This is a genomic window from Streptomyces sp. KL116D (assembly GCF_030766975.1).
In the GTDB taxonomy this organism is placed as follows: Bacteria; Actinomycetota; Actinomycetes; order Streptomycetales; family Streptomycetaceae; genus Streptomyces; species Streptomyces longispororuber_A.
In genome coordinates, this window is sequence record NZ_JASERH010000018.1 from 73,935 (window position 1) to 88,053 (window position 14,119).

Genomic DNA, 14,119 nt, shown 5'->3' on the forward strand with positions numbered 1-14,119 from the left:
AGGCCGCTGGGGCTGCGTCCGAGTCGACCGAGGCTCCGAGCATGCTCGAGGAGGCTCTTGGGCGGCACCTCGTGAAGGGCATTGTCGACAACCCCGACGACGTGCAGGTCGCCGCGCGCAACCTGCGCCGTGGGCGCGTGCTGGAGGTCCGGGTCCACCCGGACGACCTCGGCAAGGTGATCGGCCGCAACGGCCGCACGCGCGCGCTCTGCGCACCGTCGTGGGCGCCATCGGCGGCCGCGGTGTCCGCGTGTCGACCTCGTCGACGTCGACCAGGTTCTGCTGACAAAGTTGAACACCGGCTCGAGGCCGGGAGGGCTGGCTAGCCGTCCCCGGCCCTAGTCGTTGAGCCCCAGTGGTTGGACAGGAGAGTTTCGGATCGTGCAGTTGGTAGTCGGGCGCATCGGCCGCGCCCACGGGACATCCAAGGGCGAGCGTCACCGTCGAGGTGCGCACCGACGAGCCCGAGCTGCGGCTCGGCCCCGGCGCGGTGCTCGCGACCGACCCCGCCGCTTCGGGACCGCTCACCATCGAGTCGGCCGGGTGCACAGCGGCCGCCTGCTGCTGCGCTTCGAGGGCGTGCACGACCGGACCGGCGCGGAGGCGCTGCGCAACACCCTCCTGATCGCCGAGGTCGACCCGAGGAGCGCGGCCGGAGCGACGAGGACGAGTCCTACGACCACCAGCTCATGGACCTCGACGTCGTCACCGTCGACGGGATCGAGGTCGAGCCGGATCACGGAGATCTCCCACCTGCCCTCGCAGGACCTGTTCATCGTGGAGCGCCCCGACGGCACCGAGGTCATGATCCCGTTCGTCGAGGAGATCGTCAGCGAGACCGACCTCGAGGAGCAGAAGGCGATCATCACGCCGCCGCCCGGCCTCATCGACGACCGCGCCGAGATCGCGTCCGCGCGACACCGCGGAGGAAGAGGGCGCGCTGAGGCTCGACGTCGTCACGATCTTCTCCCGAGTACCTGGAACCGCTGAACGTCTCGCTCGTCGGCAAGGCACGCGCGCGTGGCCAACTCGACGTCCAGGTGCACGACTTGAGCGGACTGGACGTACGACCGGCACAACACGGTCGACGACACCCCTACGGGGGCGGCCCCGGCATGGTCATGAAGACCGAGCCGTGGGGCGACTGCTCGACGACGTCCTCGCCGACGGGTACGAGAACGGGGCCCACGGGCCCGTCCTGGTCGTTCCACGCCCTCCGGGCGCCCTCTTCGCAGGAACTCGCCGTGGAGCTCTCCGAGCGCCCTGGCTGGTCTTCACGCGCGCGCTACGAGGGCATCGACCGCCGCGTCATCGACGGCAGTACGCGACCCAGCATGCCGGTCTACGAGGTCTCCATCGGCGACTACGTCCTCGCGGGCGGGAAGCCGCCGTGCTGGTCGTCACGGAGGCCGTGGCGCGCGCTGCTGCCGGGCGTGCTCGGCAACGCGGCCTCGCACCAGGACGACTCCTTCGCGCCCGGCGCGATGGCCAACCTCCTGGAAGGGCCCGTCTACACCAAGCCTCCAAAGTGGCGCGGCCGGGACATCCCGGACGTGCTGCTCAGCGGCCACCACGGCAGGATCAGCGCGGTGGCGCCGGGACGAGGCGCTGCGTCGCACCACGCGCAACCGGCCCGATCTGATCGAGCGCACCGACCCGAAGGCCTTCGACAAGAAGGACCGGGAAATGCTCTCGATCCTGGGGCTGGCGGCCGGGTCCCGACGGACGATTTGGGCCAACGCCCGAGGCCGTGGAAGGAATAGGCCGCTGCTGTACGTCCAGCCTGCGCCCCTGCCACAGACGACGCGCGGCCCGACGCGATCAGCTACCGAAACTCATCGCATACCTCCCGCTGATGACCTGTGGCATCGGCGAAGAAAGCAGACGATCATGTCTCACCTGCTCGACTCCGTCGACTCCGCGTCGCTGCGCAGCGACATCCCGGCCTTCCGCCCGGGTGACACCGTCAACGTCACGTCCGCGTCATCGAGGGCAACCGCTCCCGTGTGCAGCAGTTCGAGGCGTAGTCATCCGTCGCCAGGGCGCCGGTGTCCGCGAGACCTTCACGGTCCGCAAGGTCTCCTTCTCCGTCGGCGTCGAGCGCACCTTCGGTGCACACGATCGTCGAGAAGATCGAGCTCGTCACCAAGGGTGACGTCCGTCGCGCCAAGCTGTACTACCTCCGCGAGCTGCGCGGCAAGGCCGCGAAGATCAAGGAGAAGCGCGAGAACTGAGCCGCTCGGCGCCCCTCGGGGCGCCAGCGCATCTCGCGTACCGCGGAGTCCTCAGGAGAGCCGGATAGCATCTGGCCTCGATGGACACCGAAGCTACGTAGCACGTGGAGCGCGACCGCGTTCCTCCCAGCCCCATGAGTCACGACCTCACAGGGCTGAGGAGGACCGGTCGCGCTCTCTTCTTTGCTGTCCGCGACCGCCTGGCCGCCCGGCGCCGCATCACGCTCTCGCTGCTCCACTGTGCATGGCGTTCCTGCTCGCCTTCAGCGTCTTCGTGATGCAGCCGTTCCAGATCCCCAGCAGCTCGATGGTGGAGACCACATTGAGGGTCGGGGACCGCGTTCTCGTAAATAAGTTGGCGTACCGTTTCGGTGCCGCGAGGCGAGGGAGACGTGGTCGTGCCTCGACGGCAGCGGGTACTTCGGTGATGCTGACTACATCGGGCGCGTCGTGGGCGTGAGACCATGTGGTCTGCCGCGACAGCAACGGGAGGATCGAGGTGAACGGGCAGTCCGTGGACGAGCGCGCCGTGCTGCATGCCGGGGACGCGCCTTCGGATGTGCCCTTCGACATCGAGGTTCCCGAGGACTCCCTCTTCCTGCTCGGCGACCACCGCAGCGACTCGTGACTCCCGCGAGTGCCTGGGTGCGCCCGGCGGCGGGTTCGTCCCGGTCGACCAGGTGATCGGCCGGGCCCAGTGGATCGCTCGCCGATGGGTCACTGGCACTCCTTGTCGCGCAACGACGTCTACGCGCGCGTGCGCCCGCACCCGGGGGTGCGCATGGGTAGCCGGGGCAAGCTCGTGCGCGCGGGCCACCGGTCCGACGACCAGCTGCCCACCGCCGGCCCGCAGCGGGCCCACGCTGCCGGGGCGTGCGGAGCGGCGCAAGCTCGCGCGCGCAAGGTGAAGCGGCGCCGAAGGCGCTCCGCGATCAAGGAGATGCTCCTCATAGGCGTGGCCCTGCTCGCAGCCCTGGTCCTCAAGACGTTCCTGGTGCAGGCGTTCGTGATTCCGTCCGGCTCCAGCTGGAGCAGACGATCAAGATCGACGCGACCGGGTCGCGGTCGACAAGCTCACCCCCTGGCTCGGCGCGCAGGTGCACCGCGGTGACGTCGTCGTCTTCAAGCGACCCGAACTGAAAGCTCGCCCAGGAGGCGGGCGACAAGCAGGACCCCCGGTCGGGGTGAAGCGAGATCAAGCGAAGGCCTGACCTGGATCGGGCTCCTGCCGTCCGACAACGACCGCGACCTCATCAAGCGGGTCGTCGGTGTCGGCGGCGACACGGTGAAGTGCTGCGACAAGCAGGGGCGCGTCACCGTCAACGGGACGCCGCTGGACGAGAAGGCCTACATCCACCCCGGCAACGCCCGTCAAGTTCGACTTCTCGGTGAAGGTCCCCGAGGGTCGGCTGTTCGTGATGGGCGACCACCGTGCCAACTCGGCGGACTCGCGCTACCACCTCACCGACGACTTCAAGGGAACCGTCGCCGAGGAGTCGGTGGTCGGACGGGCCCGCGGCATCGTCTGGCCCATCGGGCACTGGACCACGCTCGGCGAGCCGGAGACGTTCTCGGCCGTGGCCGACGCGCAAGGCGACGGGTCGACCAGCGGCTCTCATACGTCGCATAAGGTGGCCACCACGAACAGCGCCGTACCGTCCGAACGCATCGGATTCGGACGGATTGATCCCCCTCCCGACTCCCTGCGGAACTCCCGCTCGTTATGGGAGTGGTGGGCCTGCATCGCGTAGGGATCAGGCAGCGGCACGGAGTGAGGAGTGGATGTGGGGGACTGGCGGTCGGCGCACGGTCAGGGCATGGGCCCGAGGAGCAGCCCGGGCGATCCGACGACGCGGCGAGTCCGGCCGTGACGGGTTCCGTGCCCGAGGACGGTGACGGCGTGGAGGCGAGCTCCACGGGCGGTTCGGGAGCCGACGGCGACGAACCCAGGAGCAACCAGAAGAAGCCCGTTCCTTCTGGAAGGAGCTGCCGCTCCTCATCGCCATCGCCCTGGTGCTGGCCCTGGTGATCAAGACGTTCCTGGTCCAGGCGTTCTCGATCCCGTCGGCGTCGATGGAGAACACGCTGCAGATCGGCGACCGGGTGCTGGTCGGCAAGCTCACCCGTGGTTCGGCTGCCGGAGCCGGACCGCGGCGAGTGATCGTCTTCCACGACCCGGACGGGTGGCTGGAGGGCGAGCCCACCGCGGAGCCCAACGCCGTGCAGCAGGTGCTCAGTTGGATCGGTCTGATGCCGTCCGCCGACGAGAAGGACCTCATCAAGCGCGTCGTCGGTGTCGGCGGCGACACCATCGAGTGCAAGGGCACGGGCGCTCAAGGTCAACGGCAAGGCGCTGAACGAGCCGTACGTCTACGCGGGCAACACCCCGTGCAGCCCGGACAACGCGGGCGGGACCTTCAAGGTGAAGGTTCCAGAAGGCAAAGTTTGGGTCATGGTGACCACCGCCAGGACTCCATGGACTCCCGCTACCACCAGAACGACAAGAACCAGGGCTTCGTCCCCGTCGACAACGTCGTGGGCGGGCCATCGTCGTCGCCTGGCCGCCCACGCACTGGTCGACGCTGCCCGTGCCGGACACCTTCGACCAGTCGGGCATCGACGCCGCGGCGAAGAGCGCGGCCCCGGGCGCGCTCGGGCTCGCGGGTGCGCTGCCGCTGGTCCTGTGGCGCAGGCGCAAGATCAACCAGCGCCTTACCGAGAACACCAGGGTTTCTGCGACCGGTACCGCCGGGTAGGGTGCCGTCCCAGATCGCCGATCTTCCGCGGTCCGTGCCGTTCCGAGGCCGGGCCGCGAGGTCGAGTTTCTACCGACGCGGGGAGCAACTGGGATGAGCAGGACACGTCGTACGCGGCCGAGGGCCACGGCAAGGTCGGCAGCGCGCTGTCGGGCATAGCCGTGGCCCCGGCTGTGTGCTGTTCCTCGGCGGATTCGTGTGGGTGCGCTTCGTGTACCAGCCGTACACGCGTGCCCACCGACTCGATGACGCCGACGATCGGCGCCGGCGACCGTCCTCGCCCAGCGCATCGACGGCAGTGAGGTCAAGCGCGGCGACGTCGTCGTCTCCAGTGAGGCGACCTGGGGTGACATGCCGATGGTCAAGCGCGTCGTCGGCATCGGCGGCGACAGGATCGCCTGCTGCACCGACGGCAAGCTGACCGTCAACGGCGAGAAGGTCGAAGAACCGTATCTCCCGGCTGACACGAACGCCTCGCTCACCGATCAAGTCCACGACCGTCAAGCGCCTCTTCCTCCCGGCGACGAGCGCAGCGGCTCGCTGGCGACTCAGCGTCCACCTCGGAGACTCGCGAACGGCTCGGTGGAGCGCGGCGCCGTGCAGGCGCGCGCGACGCAGTGAGCCTGGCCCGCCGGACGGCGCGCCGGCCAAGCCCACCGGCTTCGAGCGCGATGCCGCCGCGACCTCCGCGCCGGGGCCGCTCAGGCTGATGCTGACCGTGCCAGTCGCTGGCCGGACGCGGTCCTGGTGCTCGGCAGGGCGGCCTACGGGCCCCTCGCCAAGCTGGCCACGGCGAGCTCGCGCACCAAGCGCTCCAGGCGCGGCCTTCGTGCCTGAGCTCGGCAGGGTGCTGCGCCAGGTGGCGCAGAGGTCGTGCTGCTCGACCCGTAGAGGACCGCGTCCTGCTCCTGCACGGCCATCGAGCCCGATGACGCGCGGCGGTCGACTGGTGGTCTCACGCCGGGCGGCGGTCTGGAGCGACGAGACGCGTGAGCACGCGCGTGCGCGGCGCAGGAACTGCCGGGGAGACCGGCGGCATCACCGAGGTGGAGCTGGGCCCCGCGCTGTGGCAGCGGACCTGCTCGTTCCCGTTCGACGGACGGCGCTGGGACCAGGACGAGTGGTACTTCCTGGCCCGTGGCTGGCGTCGCTGCAGGACCGGGTCGAGATCAACGACGACGGCCTGACCGACCGAACGATCGCAGCGTCGAAGGAGCACGTTGGTGGACGTACCAGGAACTGGCCGAAGCGCATGAGACGGTGTATCCGACCAGACTCGCCGAGCTGCTGAACCGATTGCTCGACGACGGTCCCCGAGCCGGCCGTTGGTCCTCGACACGGAAATCGTCTAGAGACACCAGAGGCTGGCGCGCAATACGACGCACGGCTGAAGGGGAACATGCCATGAGCGCCGAGGACCTCGAGAAGTACGAGACCGAGATGGAGCTGAAGCTCTACCGGGAGTACCGCGACGTCGTCGGTCTGTTCAAATACGTGATCGAGACCGAGCGGCGTTTCTACCTCACTCAACGACTACGAGGTGCAGAGTGCGCTCGGTCCAGGGCGAGGTGTTCTTCGAGGTGTCCATGGCGGATGCCTGGGTCTCGGACATGTGCCGGCCCGCACGCTTCGTGAAGCAGGTGCGCGTTCTGACGTTCAAGCGACGTCGAACATCGAGGAGCTCAACAAGAGTGACCTGGAGCTTCCGGGCAGCTGAGGCCGGGCGTTCCTCGCCTCGGCCGGTCGCGGAACCCTGGCGGGTGGCGGACTCTGTCCACAACCCGTGAGTGGTTCACCAAGATCCACTTCTTGTTCTGCGCTGCGTCAGCGTGGGTGCCGGAGAGGTGGTGCCGACGTGAACGCACGGGGCGCGATGGGGAAGCACGTGCGAGGACCTGGCCGCGAGGCGGCTGGCCGATCGCCGGGATGACGGTGCTCGCGCGGAATTGGCGCGCGGAGCAGGCTCGGTGAGATCGACATCGTGGCGCGGGACGGCGACGCGATCGTGGTGTGCTGAGGTCAAGACCCGCCGGGGGCGGCGCGGGGCGGACGGTGCCTTCCCGGCATCCGATGGCCGCGATCACGCCGGTCAAGGCACGACGCCTGCGGGACCTCGCGGAGCGCTGGGCGCAGTGAGCACGGCGGAGCGCCACCCGGCGGAGTGCGCATCGACGTGATCGGGATCCTGCTGCCGGACCGCGCGCGGCCGCCCGCGTCGAGTACGCGCGGTGTCCTGATGGGATTCGCGCGTACGTGTTCTGGTGGCCTGGTAGGTCGAGCGGCGTCGTCGTCGAGGTGCAGGCGGACCTGGAGCCGGGGGTCTGCCGCGTCACACCTCGTGCTGCCCGACAAGAGCCTCGTCGAGAGCCGGGACCGGGTCAGGGCCGCGGTGGTGAACTCCGGGGCGGACTGGCCGCAGAAGAAGCTCACGGTGGACTGAGCCCGGCGTCCGTGCCCGCGGGCGGTTCGGGATTCGACCTCGCTGTCGCCTGCGCCGTGCTCGGTGCCGCCGAGCGGATCGACCCACGGATCCTCGCCGACATCGTGATGGTCGGCGAACTGGGGCTGGACGGGCGGGTGCGACCGGTCGAGGGCGTGCTCCCGGCGGTGCTCGCGGCGGCCGACGCGGGTACGAGCAGGTCGTGGTCCCCGAGGGCACGGCGGGCGAGGCGTCCCTCGTGCCGGGGATCTCGGTCCTCGGCGTACGCAGCCTGCGCCAGCTGATCGCGGTGCTCACGGACGGTGCCGGTGCCGACGAGCCGCCGGAGGACCGCACCCGCCCCGATCTCTGCTCGCCGGGCTCAGCATGCCCGGGAGCGGCGCGCGGGCACCGGCCTCGGCGGACTCACTGCACGACGGCCACGGGCTCGACCTCGCCGACGTCGTCGGACGGCCGTCGGCCCGCACCGCGATCGAGGTGGCCGCGGCGGGCGGCCACCACGTCATGCTCTCCGGGCCGCCGGGCGCGGGCAAGACCATGCTCGCCGAGCGGCTGCCGACCGTCCTTCCGCCCCTCACCCGCGAGGAGTCCCTGGAGGTCACGGCGATCCACTCGGTGGCGGGCATGCTGCCGCCCGGCAAGGCGATGATCGACACCGCGCCGTGCTGCGCACCGCACCACTCGGCGACCATGCAGTCCCTCGTCGGGGAGGGCCCGGCGTGGCCAGGCCCGGCGCGGTCTCGCTGTCGCATCGCGGCGTGCTCTTCCTGGACGAGGCGCCCGAGTTCACCCGGACGGCCGGGCCCTGGACGCACTGCGCCAGCCCCTGGAGTCGGGGCACGTGGTGATCGCGCGAGCGCAGTGAGTGCGGCTGCGCGCGGTTCCTGATGGCGCTGGCCGCGAACCCGTGCGCCCTGCGAGCAGTACCGCGCCCTGGGCGGGGAGTGCGACGCGTCCACCGGCCGCCGTGCGGCGGTGCGGGCCCGGCTCTCCGGGCCGCTGATCGGCTCGGGTGGACCTCAGGGTCGAGGTGGACGCCGTCGCGCGCAGCGAACTGTGCCGGGTACGGGCCGCGGGGCGACAGCACGCAGGTGGTTGCCGACCGGAGTGCGGGAAGCGCGCGGGAGCGGGCGGCCGCACGGTTCGCGGACACCCCGTGGCGGACCAGCAGCGAGGTGCCGGGGCACGCGCTGCGCGCGAGATGGCGCCGCGCCGGGAGCCCTGGACGAGGCCGAACTGGACCTGGAGCGCGGCTTCCTGACCGCTCGCGGGCTCGACCGGGTGCTTCGGGTGGCGTGGACCGTCGCCGACCTCGCGGGCCGGAGCGGCCCTTCGCCCAGACGTGGACGCTCGCGCGCTGCAACTGCGACCGAGGATCTCGCGCGGGAGTGCCGATGACGATCGGGGCCGGCTCAAGCTGACGGGGTGGGCGTCCCGGACGAGGTGCGGCTCGCCCGGGCGCGAGCTGACCTGGATCGGCGGAGCCCGGCGCTCGGAGGTGGTCGGGCGGTGGCTGCGGGAGTTCAGGGGCGGTCGAGACAGTGCGGCGGATCGGCGAGGCGGCCGGCGGGGGACGACTAGGGCCGCGATCGGTGTGACCGGTGCGACCGGCGCGTCGGTGATGGCCGTGACGGTGGTGCCGGTGCCGAGCGCAGGGCCGTTGCCGGGGGTGCGGGCGGAGCGCTGGGCAGGACTGGTCGCCCGGTCCCGTGAAGCGCCGCCCGCGGAGCGCGGACTTGGCCCGGGTCGCGGAGCTCGGGGCGCGGTTCGTGTGCCCGGGGACGCCGAGTGGCCGGGTCAGCTGGACGACCTGGGGGACGCGCGGCCGATCGGTCTGTGGGTGCGGGGCGGGCCCAGCCTGCGGATGTGGGCGCTGCTGCGCTCGGTGGCCGTGGTGGGCGCGCGGGCCTGCACGGACTACGGGGTGCGGATCGGGGCGAGCCTCGGGGCCGGGCTCGCGGAGCGACGGCTGCAGGTCGTCGTCTCGGGCGGGGCGTACGGGGTGGACGCGGCGGCGCACCGTGGGGCGCTCGGGGCGACGAGGTGCGACCGTGGCGGTCCTCGCCTGCGGGGTCGACCGCGTCTATCCGCGCGGTCACGCCCAGTTGATCGACCACGGGTCGCGGAACAGGGGCTCGTGGTGGGTGAGTTGCCGCCCGGTGATCAGCCGACCCCAGTCGCTTCATCCTCAGGAACCGGGTGATCGCGGCTCTCACCAGAGGCACCGTGGTCGTCGAGGCGGCCTATCGCAGTGGGGCGTTGGGCACGGCCCGGTGGGCGCGGCGGCTCGGCCGGCACTCGGTGGGGGTGCCGGGGCCGGTGACCAGCAGCGTCTCCGCGTGCACGGCGCTGCTGCGGAAGGAGGCCGTGCTGGTGACGGACGCCGCGGAAGTCGTTGAGCTATTGGTCGGAGAGATGGGGGAGCTGGCGCCGGAGCGGCGGGGGCCCGTGCTGCCGCGCGATCTGCTGCCGCGGGCCCGCGCGGCGCGGCGACTGCTCGCGGTGCTGCCCGCGCGGGGACGCGCAGCGTCGCGGAGATCGGCCTAGCCGGGCGCGCGGGGCGACGCAGGACGGGCGATCGGGAAGTTGTACGAACTGCGCTCGGTGGGGTTCGTCGAACGGCACGGCGACGGCTGGCAGTTGACACGCCAGGCGATCCGGCCGGACTTTCGAAGAGTTCCCTGACGCCTGACGTTCCGCCGTCCGGATGACCCCCGATGACGCTTGGCGAATTCAGAGCAGTTGGCGCTCCGGCCCGGTCGCGTGCGGAGCCCGAAGAGTCCGCGCCAGTCGCCCAACGGAACGTATCTGCGCGCGTACGATCCTACCCTTCGCACACTGCGACACTCCAGTCACGCTACGCTCACCAGGATTCGGGTTCGTCCCCTCAATCCGCGATCAGGTAGGCAGCTCGGTGCCAGTCATCACCAGACGGGCAGCACGGCATCTTCAGAGACCAAAGCGACCAAGGCAACCAAAGCGGCCCTTACGACCACCACCTCAGGCACCTCACCGGTTTCACTGGTCTCTCCAGTTTCTCCGGTTCCTCCAGTTCCTCCAGTTCCTCCGAGTCTCTCGAGTCGGCTTCCTCGGTACGCAGCAGAACGGCACAAGGCGGCGCATGCCACGGCACACCTCCGGTTCCGACCGGGCGGCGGTCCCTCCCGCGGCCCGCGGTTCCAGCTGTGCGGCCTCCGGCTCCCTCCTCCCTCGAGGAGCTGTGGAGGTCGTGCAAGGCGACGGAAGGCGACGAGCGGCTGCGGGAGCAGCTGATCCTGCACTACTCGCCGCTGGTGAAGTACGTCGCGGGCCGGGTCAGCGATGGGGCTGCCGCCCAATGTCGAGCAGGCCGACTTCGTTTCGTCGGGGGTCTTCGGGCTGATCGACGCGATCGAGAAGTTCGACATCGGACGGGAGATCAAGTTCGGGACGTACGCGATCACCCGGATCCGCGGCGCGATGATCGACGAGCTGCGGGCCCTGGACTGGATCCCGCGGTCCGTGCGGCGAGAAGGCGCGCAACGTCGAGCGGGCCTACGCGACGCTCGAGGCCAAGCTGCGGCGGACGCCCTCGGAGAGCGAGGTCGCCGAGAGATGGGGGTGGCGCTGGAGAACTGCATGCGGTTTTCAGCCAGTTGGCGCTCGCGAACGTCGTGGCGCTCGAGGAGCTGTTGCACGTCGCGAGAGCGGTGACCGGCTCAGCCTCATGGACACGCTCGAGGACCACGCGGCGGACAATCCCGTGGAGGTCGCCGAGTTGACCGCGAGCTGCGGCGCTATCTGGCGGGCGATCAACGCACGCTGCCGGAGCGTGAGAAGACCGTCGTCACGCTCTACTACTACGAAGGCCTGACGCTGGCCGAGATCGGCAACGATGCTCGCGTCACCGAGAGCCGGGTCAGTCAGATCACACACGAAGTCGGTGCTGCAGCTGCGGGCGAAGCTGGCGAGTTTCCGGCGCTGAGGGGTGCCGGGCGGGCGGTCGTGGTGAATCGTCCCTGCCGGAGCTTGCTCCGGCCCCGGGTGGCCGGTGCGCTCCCGTACCGGGCGGCGCGTCCGTAAAGTGGAGACGTGCCAAGGATTCGAGCGGCCTCTGTGGCCGAGCACCGGTCGATGCAGCGCGGCGCCCGTCTGGACGCGGCGCGTTCCCTGCTGATCGCGAGGGCGGGACGGAGGCGCTGGCGTTCCGCGCTCGCTGAGCGGGCGGGGCTCGCGCGAGTCGTCCGTCTACGAGTACTTCAAGTCCCGCGCGGCCGTGGTCGAGGAGCTGTGCGAGGTCGACTTCCCGGTGTGGGCCGCGGAGGTCGAGGCCGGGATGGCGCGGGCCGCGACGCCCGGGGGCAAGGTCGAGGCGTACGTGCGTGAGCAGCTGGCGCTGGTCGAGGGACCGGCGGCACCGGGCCGCATCGTGGCGATCTCCGCAGCGAGTGAGCTGGATGCCGGGGCGCGGGAGAAGATCCGCGCCGCGCACGGGGGCTCGTCGCGATGATCGTCGAGGCGCTCGGGGAGATGGGGCACGAGCAGCCTCGGCTCGCGGCGATGTTGTTGCAGGGTGTGGTGGACGCGGCCGTGCGGCGGATCGAGCTGGGGGCCGCGGAGGATCCTGGCGTGATCGTGGATGCGGCCGTGGGGATGGCTTTGCGGGGCGTTCAGGGCTGAGGGCTGCCGCCTGGGTGGCCGGTGATTGGTTCTGGTCGTCGGGATGGTGGGCGGGGCCGGGTTTCTGGCCGTGTCGTGGTGGGGCCTCCCGTGTGGGTGCGCTGCACCGGGGTGCCGCCTTGCCCACCCTGCCGCCCCAGGCGGCAGATTGCCCAAGGCGGGGGAGCCGTCAACGGGGAGCCGTCAGCTGGCGGCAGACCGCCCAAGGCGAGCGGCGGAGTCGTTAGTCGGCGGTCGACTGTCTGCGGCGAGCCGCAGCTCGCCGCAGCGAGGTGGGGCTCAGGTGTAGGTGGAGGGAAGGGCCAGATCGGTAGGAGTCTTGCTGGGGGCCTTGTTCGTGCGGACGGGGACAGTAGGGACAGCGGGTCCAGGCACGTCGTGCCGCGGAGCAGGCCCCAGTGGAGCAGGACGGCGTGGTGCGGGGGCAGTGGCCCGTCGGGAGTTCCAGGACTCCGACCAGGTCGCCCGCGCGTACTTCGTCGCCCTGGTCCACCGTCGCCGTGACCGGTTCGTAGGTCGTGCGCAGGGGTGGGTCTCCGGTGTCCGCCAGTTCCACCGCGATCACGCCCCGGCCGGCCAGCTCGCCGGCGAAGGAGACCCGGCCGTCGGTGAGCGCGCGGACCGAGGGCGCCGATCGGAGGGCCGCGAGATCGACGCCGCGGTGGCCGGGGCCGTAGGGCGTGGCCGGGGGAGACCAGGGGCGTACCACCGCCGGGCGGTCGCCCACCGGCCAGAAGTCAGCCGCGTACGACGGCGTCGCGAGGGCGAACAGCAGCGACATCGGCATCACGCTGAGTAGTTTTCGCATGGTGCCCACGATCCCGGGCGAGCCCGAGTCCGGGGATCTTGGCCGGGAAACGTGGACTACCGATCGGTTGTGGACAGCGCGTCACCCGGTACCTCGCGGGTCCCGTACACTTCATGTGGCGATCCGGGCCACCGGATCGACTTCGCACGCCCGGCACCGGGCCCCATGTCCTTCATGAGGTTCGTGTCAGGCGCCTATCGGTCCCAGTACGGAACGTACGCGGCAGGCGCGCAGCGGGGCGTCAGGACACAACCGAGAACACACAAGGAGTACGGCCATGGCCGTCGTCACGATGCGGGAGCTGCTGGAAAGCGGCGTCCACTTCGGTCACCAGACCCGTCGTTGGAACCCGAAGATGAAGCGCTTCATCTTCACGGAGCGCAACGGCATCTACATCATCGACCTTCTCCAGTCGCTGTCGTACATCGACCGCGCCTACGAGTTCGTCAGAGAGACCGTCGCCCACGGCGGCACGGTCATGTTCGTCGGTACGAAGAAGCAGGCGCAGGAAGCGATCGCCGAGCAGGCGACCCGCGTCGGCATGCCCTACGTGAACCAGCGCTGGCTGGGCGGCATGCTCACTCAACTTCTCGACCGTCTACAAGCGTCTGCAGCGCCTCAAGGAGCTCGAGCAGATCGACTTCGAGGACGTCGCGCGTCCGGTCTCACCAAGAAGGAGCTTCTCGTGTCTCTCGCGCGAGAAGGCCAAGCTGGAGAAGACCCTCGGCGGTATCCGCGAGATGTCCAAGGTTCCCAGCGCCGTCTGGATCGTGGACACCAAGAAGGAGCACATCGCTGTCGGCGAGGCCCGAAGCTCAACATCGGTCGTCGCGATCCTCGACACGAACTGTGACCCCGACGAGGTCGACTACAAGATCCCGGGCAACGACGACGCGATCCGCTCCGTCACCCTGCTCACCCGCGTGATCGCCGACGCCGTCGCCGAGGGCCTCATCGCCCGTTCCGGCGTGGCCACGGGCGACCAGAAGCCGGGCGAGAAGGCCGCCGGCGAGCCGCTCGCGGAGTGGGAGCGCGACCTGCTCGAGGAGCGAGAAGAAGGCCGACGAGAAGGCTGAGGAGGCCCCGGCCGCCGACGCCGCTGCCGCCGAGGCCCCCGCTGCCGAGGCGCCCGCCGCGCGAGGCTCCGGCCGCCGAGGCCCCGGCCGCGGACGCCGAGCAGGCCTGACCCGTACGGGTACCGGCATCAACACCGGTTTCGCGA

Annotated in this window: 7 protein-coding genes and 12 pseudogenes; 18 read left to right on the forward strand and 1 reads right to left on the reverse strand. The window is 70.6% G+C overall.

The features are described from left to right. Nucleotides 1-41: 41 nt before the first annotated feature. The 17 genes and pseudogenes from RBJ77_RS06565 to RBJ77_RS06645 all read left to right on the forward strand — a co-directional run. A pseudogene (locus tag RBJ77_RS06565) lies at nt 42-282 on the forward strand (RNA-binding protein); the annotation flags it as partial. 99 nt (nt 283-381) lie between these two features. After that, nucleotides 382-990: pseudogene (gene rimM, locus RBJ77_RS06570) on the forward strand (ribosome maturation factor RimM). 59 nt (nt 991-1,049) lie between these two features. Then, a complete protein-coding gene (locus tag RBJ77_RS06575) occupies nt 1,050-1,763 on the forward strand; it encodes a hypothetical protein (RefSeq protein ID WP_372344077.1) in 714 nt (237 codons plus the stop codon). Between the two features lie 127 nt (nt 1,764-1,890). Continuing rightward, nucleotides 1,891-2,234 (forward strand): annotated as a pseudogene (gene rplS, locus RBJ77_RS06580) (50S ribosomal protein L19). 244 nt (nt 2,235-2,478) lie between these two features. Further along, a pseudogene (gene lepB / locus RBJ77_RS06585) lies at nt 2,479-3,023 on the forward strand (signal peptidase I). After that, a complete protein-coding gene (locus RBJ77_RS06590) occupies nt 3,016-3,345 on the forward strand; it encodes a hypothetical protein (protein ID WP_372344078.1) in 330 nt (109 codons plus the stop codon). Before lepB (RBJ77_RS06585) ends, RBJ77_RS06590 begins: the two are co-directional and overlap by 8 nt. 277 nt (nt 3,346-3,622) lie before the next feature. Then, nucleotides 3,623-3,985, forward strand: coding sequence for a S26 family signal peptidase (locus RBJ77_RS06595; RefSeq protein WP_372344079.1), 363 nt, complete (start codon nt 3,623-3,625; stop codon nt 3,983-3,985). A gap of 274 nt (nt 3,986-4,259) precedes the next feature. Further along, nucleotides 4,260-4,715 (forward strand): annotated as a pseudogene (gene lepB, locus RBJ77_RS06600) (signal peptidase I); the annotation flags it as partial. A 107-nt stretch (nt 4,716-4,822) separates the two neighbouring features. After that, complete coding sequence (locus tag RBJ77_RS06605; RefSeq protein ID WP_372344099.1) at nt 4,823-4,990, forward strand: hypothetical protein; 168 nt, start codon at nt 4,823-4,825, stop codon at nt 4,988-4,990. Between the two features lie 288 nt (nt 4,991-5,278). Continuing rightward, nucleotides 5,279-5,611 (forward strand): signal peptidase I, encoded by a 333-nt coding sequence (lepB, locus tag RBJ77_RS06610; protein WP_372344098.1) that lies wholly within the window; start codon nt 5,279-5,281, stop codon nt 5,609-5,611. Nucleotides 5,612-5,979: 368 nt separating this feature from the next. Further along, entirely contained in the window at nt 5,980-6,177 is a 198-nt protein-coding gene (locus tag RBJ77_RS06615) for a hypothetical protein (protein ID WP_372344080.1), read from the forward strand. A 217-nt stretch (nt 6,178-6,394) separates the two neighbouring features. Continuing rightward, nucleotides 6,395-6,707 (forward strand): annotated as a pseudogene (locus RBJ77_RS06620) (DUF2469 domain-containing protein). Nucleotides 6,708-6,863: 156 nt separating this feature from the next. After that, nucleotides 6,864-7,223 (forward strand): annotated as a pseudogene (locus RBJ77_RS06625) (YraN family protein); the annotation flags it as partial. A 3-nt stretch (nt 7,224-7,226) separates the two neighbouring features. Then, a pseudogene (locus RBJ77_RS06630) lies at nt 7,227-8,851 on the forward strand (YifB family Mg chelatase-like AAA ATPase). Between the two features lie 200 nt (nt 8,852-9,051). After that, nucleotides 9,052-10,115, forward strand: a pseudogene (locus RBJ77_RS06635) (DNA-processing protein DprA). 436 nt (nt 10,116-10,551) lie between these two features. Continuing rightward, a pseudogene (whiG, locus tag RBJ77_RS06640) lies at nt 10,552-11,394 on the forward strand (RNA polymerase sigma factor WhiG). A gap of 131 nt (nt 11,395-11,525) precedes the next feature. Next, a pseudogene (locus RBJ77_RS06645) lies at nt 11,526-12,089 on the forward strand (TetR/AcrR family transcriptional regulator). A gap of 223 nt (nt 12,090-12,312) precedes the next feature. Here RBJ77_RS06645 and RBJ77_RS06650 read toward each other — a convergent pair. Further along, a complete protein-coding gene (locus tag RBJ77_RS06650; RefSeq protein ID WP_372344081.1) occupies nt 12,313-12,897 on the reverse strand; it encodes a peptidoglycan DD-metalloendopeptidase family protein in 585 nt (194 codons plus the stop codon). Nucleotides 12,898-13,189: 292 nt separating this feature from the next. Here RBJ77_RS06650 and rpsB point away from each other — a divergent pair. Further along, nucleotides 13,190-13,973 (forward strand): annotated as a pseudogene (rpsB, locus tag RBJ77_RS06655) (30S ribosomal protein S2). The last annotated feature ends 146 nt before the right edge of the window (nt 13,974-14,119 follow it).

What these genes read in the sequence shown, in the direction of transcription:
- RBJ77_RS06590 (WP_372344078.1), top strand. Translation starts at nt 3,016, where the DNA reads ATGGGTAGCCGGGGCAAGCTCGTGCGCGCGGGCCACCGGTCCGACGAC.
- RBJ77_RS06650 (WP_372344081.1), bottom strand. Translation starts at nt 12,897, where the DNA reads ATGCGAAAACTACTCAGCGTGATGCCGATGTCGCTGCTGTTCGCCCTC.